This window comes from Eudoraea chungangensis (assembly GCF_029360665.1).
Lineage (GTDB): Bacteria > Bacteroidota > Bacteroidia > Flavobacteriales > Flavobacteriaceae > Eudoraea > Eudoraea chungangensis.
The window spans coordinates 48,105-61,035 of the sequence record NZ_JARDUB010000002.1; the positions used below are offsets into that span (position 1 = coordinate 48,105).

15 protein-coding genes are annotated in these 12,931 nt (G+C 36.1%); 4 read left to right on the top strand and 11 right to left on the bottom strand.

Annotated features, from left to right (window positions below; all coding sequences use genetic code 11):
- The first annotated feature begins 195 nt into the window (after positions 1-195).
- Positions 196-627 (top strand): tellurite resistance TerB family protein, encoded by a 432-nt coding sequence (locus PXG98_RS04855; protein WP_276389297.1) that lies wholly within the window; start codon positions 196-198, stop codon positions 625-627.
- A gap of 13 nt (positions 628-640) precedes the next feature.
- Here PXG98_RS04855 and fbp read toward each other — a convergent pair whose 3' ends face one another.
- On the bottom strand, positions 641-1,651 hold the full coding sequence (gene fbp / locus PXG98_RS04860) for a class 1 fructose-bisphosphatase (RefSeq protein WP_276389298.1): 1,011 nt from the start codon (positions 1,649-1,651) through the stop codon (positions 641-643).
- 112 nt (positions 1,652-1,763) lie between these two features.
- On the opposite strand from fbp, the gene PXG98_RS04865 reads away from it, so the two are divergent.
- The 3 genes from PXG98_RS04865 to PXG98_RS04875 all read left to right on the top strand — a co-directional run bounded on the left by PXG98_RS04865 (position 1,764) and on the right by PXG98_RS04875 (position 5,371).
- On the top strand, positions 1,764-2,252 hold the full coding sequence (locus tag PXG98_RS04865; protein ID WP_276389299.1) for a GNAT family N-acetyltransferase: 489 nt from the start codon (positions 1,764-1,766) through the stop codon (positions 2,250-2,252).
- Positions 2,239-3,492, top strand: a complete 1,254-nt coding sequence (locus tag PXG98_RS04870; protein ID WP_276389300.1) for an aspartate kinase — start codon at positions 2,239-2,241, stop codon at positions 3,490-3,492. The genes PXG98_RS04865 and PXG98_RS04870 overlap by 14 nt, the downstream gene beginning before the upstream one ends.
- Positions 3,493-3,568: 76 nt before the next feature.
- Complete coding sequence (locus tag PXG98_RS04875) at positions 3,569-5,371, top strand: lysophospholipid acyltransferase family protein (protein WP_276389301.1); 1,803 nt, start codon at positions 3,569-3,571, stop codon at positions 5,369-5,371.
- Positions 5,372-5,554: 183 nt separating this feature from the next.
- Here the strand turns inward: PXG98_RS04875 and PXG98_RS04880 are convergent, their stop codons facing one another.
- From PXG98_RS04880 to PXG98_RS16470, 10 genes are all read right to left on the bottom strand, one after another.
- Positions 5,555-6,028 carry a GNAT family N-acetyltransferase gene (locus PXG98_RS04880; RefSeq protein WP_276389302.1) on the bottom strand — a complete coding sequence of 158 codons (474 nt, stop codon included), beginning with the start codon at positions 6,026-6,028 and terminating at the stop codon, positions 5,555-5,557.
- Positions 6,029-6,077: 49 nt separating this feature from the next.
- Positions 6,078-6,566, bottom strand: coding sequence for a DUF6428 family protein (locus PXG98_RS04885; RefSeq protein WP_276389303.1), 489 nt, complete (start codon positions 6,564-6,566; stop codon positions 6,078-6,080).
- 10 nt (positions 6,567-6,576) lie between these two features.
- Positions 6,577-6,900, bottom strand: coding sequence for an ArsR/SmtB family transcription factor (locus PXG98_RS04890; protein ID WP_276389304.1), 324 nt, complete (start codon positions 6,898-6,900; stop codon positions 6,577-6,579).
- 82 nt (positions 6,901-6,982) lie between these two features.
- Positions 6,983-7,459: a TM2 domain-containing protein gene (locus tag PXG98_RS04895; RefSeq protein ID WP_276389305.1), complete on the bottom strand. Its 477-nt coding sequence runs from the start codon at positions 7,457-7,459 to the stop codon at positions 6,983-6,985.
- Between the two features lie 105 nt (positions 7,460-7,564).
- Entirely contained in the window at positions 7,565-8,020 is a 456-nt protein-coding gene (locus PXG98_RS04900; RefSeq protein ID WP_276389306.1) for a DUF1801 domain-containing protein, read from the bottom strand.
- A 17-nt stretch (positions 8,021-8,037) separates the two neighbouring features.
- On the bottom strand, positions 8,038-8,982 hold the full coding sequence (locus tag PXG98_RS04905) for a 2-hydroxyacid dehydrogenase (protein WP_276389307.1): 945 nt from the start codon (positions 8,980-8,982) through the stop codon (positions 8,038-8,040).
- A gap of 105 nt (positions 8,983-9,087) precedes the next feature.
- Entirely contained in the window at positions 9,088-10,008 is a 921-nt protein-coding gene (locus tag PXG98_RS04910; RefSeq protein WP_276389308.1) for a carbon-nitrogen hydrolase family protein, read from the bottom strand.
- A 58-nt stretch (positions 10,009-10,066) separates the two neighbouring features.
- On the bottom strand, positions 10,067-11,419 hold the full coding sequence (mgtE, locus tag PXG98_RS04915) for a magnesium transporter (protein ID WP_276389309.1): 1,353 nt from the start codon (positions 11,417-11,419) through the stop codon (positions 10,067-10,069).
- Positions 11,406-12,266 carry a 16S rRNA (adenine(1518)-N(6)/adenine(1519)-N(6))-dimethyltransferase RsmA gene (rsmA, locus tag PXG98_RS04920; RefSeq protein ID WP_276389310.1) on the bottom strand — a complete coding sequence of 287 codons (861 nt, stop codon included), beginning with the start codon at positions 12,264-12,266 and terminating at the stop codon, positions 11,406-11,408. Before rsmA ends, mgtE begins: the two co-directional genes overlap by 14 nt.
- Positions 12,256-12,909, bottom strand: coding sequence for a DUF4286 family protein (locus PXG98_RS16470; protein WP_338150223.1), 654 nt, complete (start codon positions 12,907-12,909; stop codon positions 12,256-12,258). The genes rsmA and PXG98_RS16470 overlap by 11 nt, the downstream gene beginning before the upstream one ends.
- Positions 12,910-12,931 lie beyond the last annotated feature (22 nt).

A 12,931-nucleotide genomic window follows, 5' to 3' on the forward strand; every position in this document is an offset into this window, starting at 1 on the left:
ATTTTTATAGCTGAAAAATAAAATACTTTTTAGTCCGTGTTTCTCTGGAAAGACTGAAAATTACGAAATATTAAACTTCGATTCAATTAACTTTAGTAGGATTTTAGTAAGTGTGAATGGTCGATATTTTTAATGCATTATTAAAAAAAACACTGCTAAAAAAAGTATCTTTGTTCTTTTAAACAAACATACTATATGCCTATAATTGATCTGTATACTCATAGTGAACAAAGACGTAACCTAGCCCATTTTGCAACTCTTGCTTCTTTGGCTGCTGTGGATGGAGAAGTAAATGCCCATGAAAAGCTTTTGCTGGATAGTTTTGCTAATAAATTGGGAATTACATCTGAAGAGTACAAAGAAGTAATGAAAAAGTCTAATAAGTACCCAATTCACCCCTACAATAGTGAAAAGGAGCGCTATGAAAGACTTTATGATTTGTTTCGAATCATTTATGCCGATAATAGTATCGAGGATAAAGAAATGGTACTCATAAAAAAATATGCTATTGGTTTAGGCTTTCCGTCTGAAAAGAGTAATAAAATATTGGAAAAATCGGTTGCTATTTTTAGCGGAAAAATCAATTTTAAGGACTATCTGCATTTGCTCAATTCCGAAAATCACTAATTCCTGTGCGGTTTTAGGAATTGCTTGCCTTCATAAATTCCTCAGCTTTTTCAACCATTTTTTTACTACCGCAGAAAAAAGGGACTCTTTGGTGTAGTTGGGTAGGTTCTATATCAAGAATTCTGCCATAGCCATTGCTGGCTTTTCCGTTAGCCTGCTCTGCAATAAAAGCCATAGGATTACACTCGTAAAGCAGTCTTAATTTTCCATTCGAAGCCATACTGCTTTTGGGGTATAGATAGATTCCACCTTTAATCATATTTCGGTGAAAATCCGAAACAAGTGAGCCTATATATCTTGAGGTATAAGGTCTGTCACCTTCTTCTTGCTGACAGTATTTAATATAGTCTTTCACTCCCTGAGGAAAATGAATATAATTTCCTTCATTTACCGAGTAAATAGTTCCTGATTCGGGAAACTCCATATCAGGATGAGAAAGATAAAACGTGCCAATTGCCGGATTCAAGGTAAACCCATTAACCCCATATCCTGTAGTGTAAACCAGCATGGTACTGGTGCCATAAACAATATAGCCTGCGGCCACTTGTTCGCGACCAGGTTGAAGAAAATCATCCAAGGTAACAGGAGTGCCAACAGGAGTTACTCTTCGGTAAATGGAAAATATAGTTCCAACCGATACATTTACGTCGATATTTGAAGAACCATCTAAAGGGTCTATCAAAACCACATACTTATTTTGATGTTTTTCGTCATTGCTATTAATGCTAATAAAATCATCTTCTTCTTCGGATGCTATACCGCATACAATTTCTCTGTTTTTTAAGGTCTGAATAAACTTTTCGTTGGCTAATACATCCAATTTTTGCTGACTTTCTCCTTGTATGTTCGTGTCACCAGCGGCTCCTAGAATATCTACTAGGCCTGCCTTGTTCACCTCATGATTTACCACTTTACAGGCAAGTCTTATCGCATTTATAAGTTTAGATAATTCCCCGGAAGAGTATTGAAAAGAATCTTGATTTTCTATAATAAATTCTCCAAGAGTCTTGTTCTTTTTATGCATGGACGTGTTCTGTTTTATTTAGATACAAATATCGGTTATTTTGTGATACATGAGAGGGAATAATTTTACACTCGACTTAAATATTATAACTTTGTGTTTTAAATATAACAATATGGGTTTAATAGTAAGGAAAGCTGAGCCAAAGGATATGGCCGACGTACTATCTTTAATTAAGGAGTTGGCGAGTTTTGAAAAAGAGGATGATGCTGTGGAGGTAACGATTAATGATCTTTTGGAAGATGGGTTTGGCTCATCTGCACTTTACCATTGTTTTGTAGCTGAGGTTGACGAGGCAATAGCTGGTACGGCCATTGTATACCCAAGATATTCTACTTGGAAAGGGCAGGTACTTCATTTAGAAGACCTTATTGTATCTGAGAGGTTCAGAGGATTGGGTATTGGTTCTGCCTTGCTTACCGCTGTGGTGGAGTATGGTGCCGCACTGAAGGTTAAAAGAATTTCTTGGGAAGTATTGGATTGGAACGCTCCTGCAATTGCTTTTTACGAGAAAAAGGGAGCCAAGGTATTACGGGATTGGGATGTAGTACAACTTAACGAATCGGGAATAAAAGAATTTTTAGAAAATAATGAGAGTATTTAAGTTTGGAGGAGCCTCTGTAAAGGATGCACAGGGTGTAAAAAATGTTGTAAACGTGTTAAACGAAACGGGGCACGAAAACACTTTTTTGGTAGTGTCCGCAATGGGAAAAATGACTAATGCCATGGAAGAGGTGGTAAAGGCCTATTTTACTGATAAAACTGTTTTGTCCGATCACTTATCGGAAGTTGAAAACTATCATGAGGCAATACTGCAGGAATTGTTTCCCAATCCAAATCATCATGTTTTCTACAGAGTACGTCTCCTTTTCGAAGAAGTCAAAGGATTTTTGACTTGGAACAAATCCCCCAATTACAGTTTTGTTTATGATCAAGTAGTTGGCTATGGCGAATTATTATCTACCACTATTGTAAGTGCCTACTTAAAGGAAGTTGGTATAGAAAATCATTGGTTAGACATAAGAGAACTTATAAAAACAGATGATAATTATAGAGACGGCACAGTAAATTGGACTAGAACAGAGTTGCTGATAAAAGGAGCCGTGGAGCCTAATAAACTTTATATTACACAGGGCTTTTTAGGAAGCGATGCAAATAACTTTACAACGACCTTAGGACGTGAGGGTTCCGATTATACGGCAGCCATTGTTGCGTACTGTTTAAAGGCTAATTCAGTTACTATTTGGAAAGATGTGCCAGGCGTACTAAATGCGGATCCAAGATATTTTAAAGAGACTGCATTATTAAATAATATATCCTATAGAGAAGCCATAGAACTTGCATTTTATGGTGCTTCGGTAATTCACCCTAAGACTCTTCAACCATTGCAGCGCAAGGAAATACCCCTGCAAGTAAAGTCATTTCTTCACCCTAAAAACAAAGGAACTACGGTTGGAAAAGGTATAGGAATTGAACCGAAGATCCCTTGTTTTATAGTTAAGAAGAATCAGGTATTAATGAAACTATCTTCTTTGGATTTTTCCTTCATTGTTGAAGATAGTATTAGTGGTTTATTTAAGCTATTACACGATAACCAAATGAAGGTTGACTTAATACAGAATTCCGCCATAAGTTTTTCGGTTTGCATAGATAATAAGTTTAATAGACTTGAGGATTTAAAGAAAAAGTTGTCTGGTAAGTTCAAAGTGGTTTGTCAGGAACATGTAGCCTTATATACTATAAGACATTTTGATGATAAATCTATTGAGACTTTAAAAAGTGAAAAACAAATATTGCTAGAGCAAAGAGGAATTGAAACTATTCAATTTGTGGTAAAAGAATAGTACTTAGGCTCATTTTTCATTTAAAATTTCTAACCCTCATTTACATTTTCCTATCTTTACTTATTAAAGTTATCGTATGGGATTAGTGACGGTAAAAGAGGTAGCTAAAGCGGTTAATCTGGATTCTTATGGTGTTTTTGGCACCTTTATGGGCTGGATGTTGGTGAGACTAACCAAGTTATCTGGGATTAATAAATTTTATAAAAAGCATAAGGAATTAGAAGCCCCAGAATTTTTAGAAGCTATTCTAGCACATTACGAAATTGATTTTGAAATCCCTGAAGATGATTTTAAGCGTCTCCCAAAAGAAGGCCCTTTTATTACAATAAGTAATCATCCACTAGGAGGAATTGATGGTGTTTTGCTTTTAAAATTAATGCTTTCTCATAGAGCGGATTTTAAAATTATTGCGAACTTTTTATTACAAAGAGTAGAGCCCTTGGCCCCTTATATCATGCCAGTTAACCCCTTTGAGAATCACAAAGAGGTTAAGAGCAGTGTTGCGGGGTTTAAAAATGCTTTAGGGCATCTAAGAGATGGTCATCCTTTGGGTATATTTCCTGCTGGTGAGGTCTCCACCTATAAAGATGGAAAGTTAATAGTTGATAAGCCATGGGAAGAAAGTGCTTTAAAGCTAATCAGAAAGGCAAAAGTGCCAGTTGTTCCAATTTATTTTCACGCAAAAAACAGCAAACTCTTTTATTATCTCTCCAGAGTTAATGATATTTTCAGGACAGCCAAGTTGCCATCTGAATTAACTACGCAGCACAATAGAGCAATAAAGGTTCGTATAGGGCAACCGATTTCTGTGGAAAGCCAGAATGAGCAGCAATCTTTGGAAGATTATGCAGATTTGCTTAGGAAGAAGACCTATATTCTCTCCAATGCATATGAAAAAGAGCGCCTTATAGATACCTTACCAACAACTTTGAAAATTCCAAAACCTCAAAGGAAAATCGCCTCTGCTATGCGCACAGAAGTAATAGAGGGAGAGATAGAGAAATTAAGAGAAAAAAACTGTCGTTTACTTCAGAGTAAAAATTATGAGGTCTTTCTGGCGAAGGAGAAGGATATGCCATTTATTTTAAAGGAAATTGGCAGGCAACGTGAAGTTACTTTTAGAGCCATTGGAGAGGGAACAAATAAGTCTATTGACCTGGATAAGTTTGATAGTTATTATCACCACCTTTTTTTATGGGATAGTTTGGAAAAAACAATTGTTGGGGCCTACAGAATGGGTATGGGGTCAGAAATATATAAGAAGTACGGGATCGATGGATTTTACCTGCAAGACCTTTTTGGGGTAGAACCTGAACTTTACAATATGATGAGTCAGTCTATAGAAATGGGTAGGGCATACATTGTAAAAGAGTACCAGCAGAAACCTATGCCATTATTTTTACTTTGGAAAGGAATAGTACATACCACTCTGCGGTATCCAGAACATAAGTATCTCATAGGCGGGGTAAGTATAAGTAATCAGTTCTCCAATTTCTCAAAATCTCTAATGATCGAGTTTATGAAGTCGAATTATTGGGATCCCTATGTGGCCCAATATATAAGGCCCAAAAAGGCATTTAAGGTGAAACTAAATGATGCTGATAAAGAATTTATTTTTGACGAGACTGCGGCCGATTTAAATAAATTCGACAGATTAATTGACGAAGTTGAACCGGGCACTTTGCGCCTCCCAGTTTTAATTAAAAAGTATATCAAACAGAATGCAAAGGTTGTGGCATTTAACGTGGATCCTCTTTTTAATAATGCCGTCGATGGCCTAATGTATATAAAAATCTCAGATTTACCAGAGAGCACAGTTAAACCGGTGATGGAAGAATTTCAGGCAGAATTAGAAAGAAAGCATATGGAAAATAACTAGATACTTTATTTTTGAATAAATTCTCCATAATCGGCACGACTCTTGGGTTAAGAAAATGGGTTTCTTTTTCAGCCTTGTAAAGCTGTGCCTGATCGACTATCAATTTATCAGGGTAACCATGTGGCATTTTAATTCAACAAGAATTACCTGAAGATAAAATCAGAATATTTTTCCCGGGGAATATTACTGTCCTACTTTTTTACTTCTTCTTTCATATATAAGATTGTTGTACCATACCCCATGAAGCTGAGCAATTTTTTCTCTAGTGCCCACATGCCTAAAACCCATACGCTCATGTAGCTTAATACTTGCTTCATTAGAGGGGAAAATACCCGATTGAAGCGTCCAAAAACCATTTTTTTCACTACAAGCTATTAGTGCTTTCATTAAAACTTGCCCCAAGCCTTGTCTCCGACTTTTCTGCGACATATAGATACTTACTTCAGCAACCCCCCCGTATACGCACCTACCGGATACTGCAGATAGAGCGGCCCACCCTAAGACAATGTTGTCTTTTTCAATCAAAAGCCTGCAATGTTTTAAGTGGTTCTGGTTCCATAATTCATAATCAGGTGCTTCTATCTCGAATGTTGCTGTTCCTGTTCTAATACCTTCCTCATATATATTCTGAACAGCACCCCAATGTTTCTTTTTCATTGGAATTATAAGGATATTGCTCATTAGGTCTGAATTCAATGTAGTTCTATTAGCAGCATCCACTTCCTGGAGTACAGTCCGAGACTTCTTCTAGCATAACCTCTTGCGGTACGCCGCAAATGTCATTAGCCTTACAATGGGTTTCTTCTAAGCTCAAGGAAACATATAATTTGCCTTGATTTACCCTAAATTCATAGGCATGTAGTACAGATGTATGGAATTCAGAATTCCCATATTCAAATTTAATTTCCGATTCTAAATTCATTGGCCTAAGACCATGAACTCGATTTAGGATTTGTAAGGCCTTATAAGAAGTCATATAAATAGTTTTTTCTTTTTCAGAAGGACTTTCCCATAATTGTACAATTGTCTCATGCCATGAATCCTGCCTTCCACCGCAATCTACAGATTCTACGGTAATATTTTTTACTTCAGTTATATGGTAATTTGCTCCAACCAAGGCATTGGGCTGGTATTCGAATACGAGCTCCAACGAAGGATTATTTTCTAAAATTTCTAAAAATTCTTTTGTTTTCATAAGACTAGATTTAACAACAATTCGATTCAGTTCTTAATAAAAAATTATTTATTAATGCCTGTATTTCTGTCCAACGGGCAGTGTTAATACAATAACATACTTTTTTACCACTAATTTCCCCTTCTATTAATCCCATATGTTTTAGTTCTTTTAAGTGTTGGGAAATGGTGGGCTGGGCCAACCCAATTTCTTCTACTATATCATTGCAAATACATCCTTGTTGTTTACTTATATGTTGCAAAATCGCAATCCTTCCTGGATGTGCAAGTGTTCTGAAAATATCTGCCAGAGTATTCTGATCTTCGGTGAAAATATGTGACTTAGTTAGACCCATTATGTATTGTTATATTGCAATATTACGATAATAAATTTAATAAAAAAAACCAACCCTTAAAAAAGATCGGTTTTTTCTGGTTTTAGAACCAGGGTTTCTTTCCTACTTGATAGGTGTTATAGAAATCTTCGTCGCTCTTGGTCAGGTAAATTATTCCTTCAATCAATCCAATGAGTTGGGCAATCCAAACCATGAACAAGCCTATTCCAAGGCAACTTAATACAATTCCCACAACAGTAACTCCAAGTAAAATAAAACCTTCTTTTTGGTATCCCAGAATAAACTTATGTACTCCTAGGGAACCTAAAATAATAGCTAGAATACCAGCAAGAATTTTTTTGTTGTCCGCTGAGCTTCCAAAGGCTTCTTTAGCACCTTCCGTAAATTCATTTGCGGATTTTTTCGCCCCTTCAGCAAAATTCTCTGCTGCTTCCTTGGTTTCTTCTTTAAATTCTTTTGCGGATTCTTTTGCCTCCTCTTTAAATTCCTTAGCTTTCTTTTTGGCCTTATCAAATTTGTCTTCGGCTTTATCTTCTGAATTATTGGTGTCTTCTGCCATAGTTGTGTGATTTATTGATTACTTCCTTAAATGTAATAATTAATTCATTATCAAAGAAATGCATATTTCAATGCTTTTAAGAACTTAGATGCCAAGGAAGTATTATTAGTTTTTTCGACTACTCTCATATTCCTCTATCCACTGTTTTACAGTAATTTTGGAACATAATTCACCAATTAGTGAAAATGGGATTTGGGAGGTGTTTTTAAAACGAACACAACTCTTGCCCATATCTAGTTTGCCTAAAGTTTCTTTGGAATAATTATCTCTCCACCACTTCATTAGAACTGGATCAGAATATAGTCCCATATGATAGAGGGCAATATAATTCTTTTGAGAGGCTATATTTATAAATGGTAATGGTAATTTTGGATTGCAATGATAACCTTCAGGATAGATCCTATGTGGTACAACATAACCAATCATACCATAATTCATGGTTTCTTCAAATCCCGGCGGTAGATTTTCTAAAATACTTTCTCTAAGTCTTGCCATCGGAGCTAATCGATCTTTAGGGAGCTCTTTTAAGTATTGTTCTACTGAGTTTGCTTCGGATTTCATATGGTGTTAATTATCAATTATTCTAGTTTAAAATACTCTTTTATTTTGTCCGTAATTGTTCGAGCCAATTTTTCTTTACTCTCTATAGTCCAACCGCCTACATGGGGTGTTAATACAACATTTTCTGAACCCAGTAAGAAATCGAAGGCCTCGGGTAATTGCTCATCGTCAAACATATTTTCGAATGAAGACTTTTCAAATTCCAAAACATCTAATCCGGCACCTAAAACTTGCCCAGATTTAAGCGCTACTACCAAGTCGTTAGTATTTATACACTTTCCCCTTGCAGTATTCAAAATCCATATGGGTTTATGAAAACCGCCTATAAATAATTCGTTTACCATCCCTTTTGTTTCTTCTGTTTGAGGTACATGAAGACTAATAATATCTGATTTTTGCTGTAGCTCTAATATTCCGACTTGTCTGGCATTCTTATCGCCAACACCCCCTATTATATCATAGCATATTACTTCAACTTCAAATCCTTTTAACTTTTTTGCAAATGCCTTCCCTGTATTCCCATAGCCAATTATTCCAACTGTTTTGCCGTCCAATTCTATCCCTCGATTTCCTTCTCTATCCCATTGACCGCTCCTTATTTCCCTGTCGGCCTTTACAATCTTATTAAATAGTGACAGTAATAAACCTAGAGTATGTTCCCCAACTGCATTTCTATTGCCTTCTGGTGCTGCCGCTAAGTAAATGCCTCTTTTCCGTGCAAAGTCTATGTCTATGTTTTCCAATCCTGCTCCTAATCGTCCAATAAATTTTAACCTTCCAGCTTTTTCAAGAAATGCTCTGTCTAAGGAAAATCTACTTCGAATTATTAGCCCGTCATATTGGTGTATTTCTTTTTCAATCTCGCTTTTTGAAGCATGGTAGTTTTCAATATTTTCAAAACCCAGTTTTTCAAATTCTTGTATAAGTAAAGGATGATTTATATCCAGATGCAGTATTTTCATGGGAACTTTAATTTAGTTTTATTGTGAGAAATATTTATCTGTTTCTTCGTAGTGATTTTATTTAATGGTTAGTTGTAACTATATCAATAGAGAAAGAGATTCTAACTATTCTATTATAGTCTCTCTTTGTCCATTTGCATTAAACTCAAAAATATCATTTCGAGCATAGTGCCCAATTACATCAAAGTCTAATTTATTTCTTTGAATCTCATCAAGATTTATCGTTGCAGTAACAACTCCAGTTTTATCGTATAAAGGCCCGGCCATTATTTTACCTTGTGGGGAGACAATTAAACTACCTCCTCTACAGACTACTTCTGGTTCATTTTTTAATAATTTTCTGTAATTGTGCGGGTACATGGATTTAGCAAAAAACATGTTGCAGGCTAAAACAAAACACCTGCCTTCTAGTGCAATGTGCTGCATACTGGAAGTCCATTCCTCTCTGGCATCCGCAGTTGGCGCAATATAAATTTCAACTCCCCTTGAATACATAGACATTCTAGCAAGCGGCATATAATTTTCCCAACAAATGAGGCCTCCAAGTTTGCCTATCTCTGTTTGGAACGTATTCAGGGAAGTTCCATCTGCCTCCGCCCAAATTACGCGTTCGGCCCCTGTTGGTTTTATCTTTTTATGACTCCCTAAAAGCCCTCTTTTAGGGGAGAAGTAGAGCATAGAACAATATAGGCTCCCACTCACCTTATTTTTCTCTGTTACTCCCAGAACTATATAGGTGTTGTATTTTGATGCTAGCTTCTCTACATATCCTACTTCTTCACCTTCAATGTCAATACTGTTTTTATAGTATTCTGAAAATAGTTTTCTACCCTCTTCCGTTCTACTACCGATAGTAGTACCAAATGTTAAGCCTCTTGGATAACCGGGTATAAAAGATTCGGGAAAAACCAATAGGTCACAGCCCTCTTTACTATGTTTTTTAACTAGGTCTTCAACTTTCTTAAGACTAGCTTTTTTATTGAAAAATACAGGGCTTTCCTGCACCAAGCCGACTTTTAATTCCATGAAAATAAATCTATTTCTTAAATGTAATAAAACTAGGGGAATAGGCCTTCTGCCCAACTCAAATTCCTAAAACAATCCTAGCGATCCAAAAGTAGATTAGTATCCCAAAAATATCATTACTTGTGGTTATAAAGGGTCCAGTTGCCAAAGCCGGATCAATACCTCTTTGATTTAAAAAGAGTGGTATAAATGTGCCTATTATACCAGCAACAATTATAACAGCAACCAAAGATATGGAGATAGCCAGAGCAGTTGGCAAGTTACCCTGCCATATCCATGTAAAGAATAATAAAACAATGGCCAGGATTAGCCCATTTAAAGTGGCTAAAAGCATTTCTTTGATAAGTCTGTTGCTAATACTTCCCTTTAAGTCATCATTAGCCAAACCTTGGACAATTATTGCACTAGATTGAACACCTACGTTCCCAGCCATAGCCGCAATGAGTGGCGTAAAAAAGAATAAGATGGCATGTTCACTTATAAGTTCTTCAAAACCACCCATAATGGCCGCTGCACCAATCCCTCCTAACAAACCAAGAAATAACCAGGGCAATCTAGCCTGGGTAAGTTCCCAAATACTGTCGTCTGCCTCTACATCCTGTGAAATACCTGCGGCTAATTGGTAATCTTTTTCTGCTTCCTCTTTTATAACATCAACGATGTCGTCGATGGTAATTCTACCAACAAGTCGGCCAATTTCATCTACTACCGGGATGGCCTCTAAATCGTATTTAGACATAATTTTAGCAACTTCCTCTGGTTTTTCATTGATGTTAACCCTGTCCACTTTCGGGATATAAACATCCTTTATGGGTGCTTTAGTAGAAGTGGTAAGTAAATCTTTAAGGGAAAGTCTTCCAATGAGCATTTCATCATCATCAACTACATATATAGAATGCACCCTGGTTACATTTTCTGCCTGTGCCCGCATTTCCTTAACGCAGGTAAGAACATTCCAATTTTCATTTACTTTTACCAACTCTTTAGCCATAAGGCCTCCTGCAGAATTTTCATCATACCTAAGAAGGTCAACAATATCTTTTGCGTGTTCTCTATCCTCAATTTCAGAAATTACTTCTTCAACAATCTCTTTGGGCAGTTCCGCAACTATGTCTGCAGCATCATCTGTATCCAGTTCTTCCAGTTCTTCTGCAATCTCTTTGGAAGATAAATTATTGAGTATGGCTTCCCGAATATCTTCATCCAATTCTATGAGAACATCGGATGTTTTTTCACTATCTAATAACTTTATTAGATAGGTGCCTTTTTCTTCTTTGAACTCATTGATTATTTCAGCAATATCCGCATGATGCAGTTCTTCCAATAAAGACTTAAGCTCGGAGTCTTTATTAGAATCCATTAGCAGTTCAATTTCTGCTATAAACTCGTCGGTAAGTTTAAATGGAGTCATTTGCTATCTTATTTGTCAACTCTACAAATTGGTTTACAGTCAATTCTTCAGGTCGCCGATCAAAGATAGTATCTTCTTTTAGATTATCAGAAAGCATAAATACTTTTAAGCTATTTCGCAATGTTTTTCGCCTTTGGTTAAATGAGGTTTTAACTACTCTATAAAGTAGTTTTTCACTACAGCCTAAGGTAAAATCTTCTTTTCTTTTTAGTCTTATTACTGCCGATTCTACCTTAGGTGGCGGAGAAAACACTTCCGGACCTACGATAAATAGTAATTCCGTATGATAAAAAGCCTGTACTAAAACAGAGAGTATTCCATAGGTTTTGTTACCTTCTTTGGCACATATTCTTTGTGCAACTTCTTTTTGGAACATCCCGGTGAATTCTGGTATTCTTTCCTTTAGTTCCAAAGTTTTAAAGACAATCTGAGTAGAAATATTGTAAGGAAAATTACCGGTTATTGCGAAGGGATTTCCATTAAAAAGAGTATCCAGATTATATTTTAAGAAATCTCCTTCAAGTATTTCAAAATTACTAAGATTTAATTGGTATTGGAGGTTGTCTATGGCAAAATCCTTTTTGAGATATTCAATAGATTCTCTGTCTAGTTCCAAGACTTTTAGCCTTATGGGCTGGGCTAATAGGTACTTTGTAAGTACTCCTGTGCCGGGTCCTATTTCCAGTACATTTGCATAATTTTGAAAACCAAGGGTATGGGCAATCTTTTCAGCGACCTCTTCACTTTTTAAAAAATGTTGGCCTAGATGTTTTTTGGCTTTGACAGGATCTTTTTGGTCAAAACTTTTATTCTTATGCCAAGACTTTTTTTTCTTTCTATTCGCCATCCTTATCTTCTACATTTCGTACATATGTCCAGGCATTTTTACCTGAATCCAGCAGGAGTTTTGTCCTTTTATAGGCAGGACCTTCATAAGAATCGATTTTGGCTATATCTATATGTGACAACACATAAAGTTGCCCTTCAATTTTGTCTTCTGGATCTATTGAAGGTTCTGCAACTACAAATTCTCCAGCAATTTTTTCCTGGGCTATGACATAACCCTTCAGAGCGTCAGCTTCTCCTTCTATACTTCGTCCGAGTAAGGCATAATGAATAGAAGTATCCTGCAAGGAACCATAGCTAAACAGAAATTCAGTGGCCTTAATAGGTTGTCTTTTATGTTCACTAATAATTTCTAACTCTGTTCTAAAGGAAACCAAACTATTACCAAATAGGGTAGCAGTCTTTTTGCGCAATATGACTGCATCTTCGCGATAATACTTTTCTAGACTTACTTTGTCCTTAGCCAAGAATTGAACCGAATAAGTAGTTCCGCCCATCTCTTCCTCAACCAGAACCTTAGCCATTTTTGCTTCCAAAAATTTACCAGTAGATAATACTTCTGGAATATGTACCTGGTTCATCCACTTTATCCATTTGTCATGGATATCATTTTCAATGTTAATAGTAACGTTATAAATCAGCATAGTTTACTTAATTAGAATGTAT

What these genes read in the sequence shown, in the direction of transcription:
- PXG98_RS04855 (WP_276389297.1), top strand. Translation starts at nt 196, where the DNA reads ATGCCTATAATTGATCTGTATACTCATAGTGAACAAAGACGTAACCTA.
- fbp (WP_276389298.1), bottom strand. Translation starts at nt 1,651, where the DNA reads ATGCATAAAAAGAACAAGACTCTTGGAGAATTTATTATAGAAAATCAA.
- PXG98_RS04865 (WP_276389299.1), top strand. Translation starts at nt 1,764, where the DNA reads ATGGGTTTAATAGTAAGGAAAGCTGAGCCAAAGGATATGGCCGACGTA.
- PXG98_RS04870 (WP_276389300.1), top strand. Translation starts at nt 2,239, where the DNA reads ATGAGAGTATTTAAGTTTGGAGGAGCCTCTGTAAAGGATGCACAGGGT.
- PXG98_RS04875 (WP_276389301.1), top strand. Translation starts at nt 3,569, where the DNA reads ATGGGATTAGTGACGGTAAAAGAGGTAGCTAAAGCGGTTAATCTGGAT.
- PXG98_RS04880 (WP_276389302.1), bottom strand. Translation starts at nt 6,028, where the DNA reads ATGAAAAAGAAACATTGGGGTGCTGTTCAGAATATATATGAGGAAGGT.
- PXG98_RS04885 (WP_276389303.1), bottom strand. Translation starts at nt 6,566, where the DNA reads ATGAAAACAAAAGAATTTTTAGAAATTTTAGAAAATAATCCTTCGTTG.
- PXG98_RS04890 (WP_276389304.1), bottom strand. Translation starts at nt 6,900, where the DNA reads ATGGGTCTAACTAAGTCACATATTTTCACCGAAGATCAGAATACTCTG.
- PXG98_RS04895 (WP_276389305.1), bottom strand. Translation starts at nt 7,459, where the DNA reads ATGGCAGAAGACACCAATAATTCAGAAGATAAAGCCGAAGACAAATTT.
- PXG98_RS04900 (WP_276389306.1), bottom strand. Translation starts at nt 8,020, where the DNA reads ATGAAATCCGAAGCAAACTCAGTAGAACAATACTTAAAAGAGCTCCCT.
- PXG98_RS04905 (WP_276389307.1), bottom strand. Translation starts at nt 8,982, where the DNA reads ATGAAAATACTGCATCTGGATATAAATCATCCTTTACTTATACAAGAA.
- PXG98_RS04910 (WP_276389308.1), bottom strand. Translation starts at nt 10,008, where the DNA reads ATGGAATTAAAAGTCGGCTTGGTGCAGGAAAGCCCTGTATTTTTCAAT.
- mgtE (WP_276389309.1), bottom strand. Translation starts at nt 11,419, where the DNA reads ATGACTCCATTTAAACTTACCGACGAGTTTATAGCAGAAATTGAACTG.
- rsmA (WP_276389310.1), bottom strand. Translation starts at nt 12,266, where the DNA reads ATGGCGAATAGAAAGAAAAAAAAGTCTTGGCATAAGAATAAAAGTTTT.
- PXG98_RS16470 (WP_338150223.1), bottom strand. Translation starts at nt 12,909, where the DNA reads ATGCTGATTTATAACGTTACTATTAACATTGAAAATGATATCCATGAC.